The sequence below is a fragment of the Bartonella sp. AP57NXGY genome (genome assembly GCF_042195805.1).
Classification (GTDB): Bacteria; Pseudomonadota; Alphaproteobacteria; order Rhizobiales; family Rhizobiaceae; genus Bartonella.
This window is the reverse complement of the sequence record NZ_JBHIOZ010000201.1, coordinates 1-2,104: the sequence shown is the minus strand read 5'-3', so window position 1 is coordinate 2,104 and position 2,104 is coordinate 1. Positions and strand designations below refer to the sequence as shown.

2 pseudogenes are annotated in these 2,104 nt (G+C 32.5%); both read left to right on the top strand.

Annotated features, from left to right (window positions below):
• Positions 1 to 345: 345 nt before the first annotated feature.
• Positions 346 to 747 (top strand): annotated as a pseudogene (locus ACFIL8_RS09445) (DUF1499 domain-containing protein); the annotation flags it as partial.
• A 392-nt stretch (positions 748 to 1,139) separates the two neighbouring features.
• Positions 1,140 to 2,104 (top strand): annotated as a pseudogene (locus ACFIL8_RS09440) (autotransporter outer membrane beta-barrel domain-containing protein); the annotation flags it as partial.

The window sequence follows — 2,104 nt, the reverse complement described above, 5'->3', positions numbered from 1 at the left end:
TCCAAATTAATCTATAATTATAAATTAATAATGAATAATCATTGTTCATAGAAATAACGTATATAAATAAAAAATGTTATAGAAAATAATATAACGAACAAAGATATTCTTAACAAAATTTTTTTTCAAATTTATTTTTTACTATAACCTTTAGATTTATAATATGAAAACAATGTATAGAAAAATATAAATAAAGCACCTATAGAAAATAATAATTCTACAATAATACTAATAAGCTCATTCATAAAAAAAATCCAAATTAAATATATAATTTTGTAAAATTATGCACCTAAACCTTCCTGTCAAGTTTGTAGACACATAATTATGCCTACAAGCTTGTGCATTGCTTTACCGCTCAAAAGTGTTTTGACTGAACAAGAAACATTACAGATGTCACAATGGCCAGAAATATCGGGGCGCCGTTATGATGGATCACCTGACCGTATTCGCGAATCCGTTCTCAATGTTTTAGCTGCGTATGATTGGCCAGTTGTGGCTCAAAAAAAGTTTAAAGGTGAAGAAGATGCGCTTTATATTGAAACAATGGCAAAAACTTTTTACCTTGGCTTTATTTCAGATATTGTTATTCGTTTAACTGGTGAAGGGGATACAACTTTTGTTGATATGCGTTCTGCTTCTCGTTATTCGCCAAGAGATTTGGGGACTAATGCTGTTTTTATTATCGATTTTATAGATGCGCTTGATACAGAAATCTCGTCACTTCCTCTTTCTCAAGATGATGAGTAGAAACTTGTACTTACTTCCAACAGAAAAATCCCTACCAACCTGTCATTTGTTTGCACTATTATTACTTATTACTGAAAGTGCTTTTACTCTTTCAGGACAAAGCTTTTAAACGAAAATATCTCAATCCTAACTTATTTCATAACAAAAATATTGTTTTGTCTCTCATTTGATGTTTTTATTTAAAATATTTTAAGTATTAATATATATTAACTATTAATATACTATGTATTAAACAATAAAAATGATTTATTTTATTAAAAAGTAAATTTATAATATTTGACAAATAATAACAAATTAACTAATAGGTAAGTATTGTAATTAAAATTTAAATTGTTTATTTTTCTTACTTCTAAGCGGGGAGAACATGCGGAGCTTATAAGGGAGGAACAGCTATGTCTAAAAAATCTTTACTCTCCTGTACAGCTATCGCAGCAATTATGCTTTTTGGCAAAAATCTCAACGTACATGCTGAATCTCTTGAAGTTGATAAAGGAGAAGTAAAAAACGTATCAAACAAGACTTATGAATATATTCAAACAACAAATGGTGGAAAAGTCATCGGTAAAAACTTAACACTGACCGGAGGTCATCCAATAAACAACGATTTGGATGCTGTAGTCCTTAGAACCCAATCTTCAATTGAGTTATGGGATACAACCATTAAAAGTGCAAACGATACTCAGCTGCATAGTGGTGTTGGAATATGGCATGGTAGTACATTTAAGATGATAGGAGGTGTTATTGCAGCCGATTATGGCGTTATATCAGACACTGATGACAGTGGCACAACGATATTGGAAAACGTGAAATTATCAAGCGGTAAAGACAACACTTCGATGAGCAAAGGAATCTCCGCTAGAAAAGGCATAATTACTTTAAAAAATGTAACCGTTAATGAAGCAGATTTATCCGTAGCAGCATCTTCTGATGCACATGTGATAATATCTGTCAGTTCCTTTGGCGGTGAGGTACAAGCTAAACAATGCAGTACCATTACTTTAAACGATAATGTCACAGTAACATCTAAAAATGATGGACTCCATGCAGATGGTGAACAATCTAAAATCACAATGACTGGAGGAACTGTAAAGGGGAAAAAAAGTGCTCTGTTGACAGAAAATGGCGGATATATTGATGTCGCCGATATCACTCTCACCGCATATAACAAAGGAACAGGCGCAAAATCCACTGGTCCTAACAGCATGATTGATTTGCATAATAATGCAACCATTAAAGAGACTGTTATTGGACTTGAAGCAAAAGACAATGGTGTCATTCAAATGACAGGAGGATCTATTGAAATCACAGAAGGCGAAGCAGTAGGTGCATTATTCCTTGACACCGCAAGCAAAAAAAA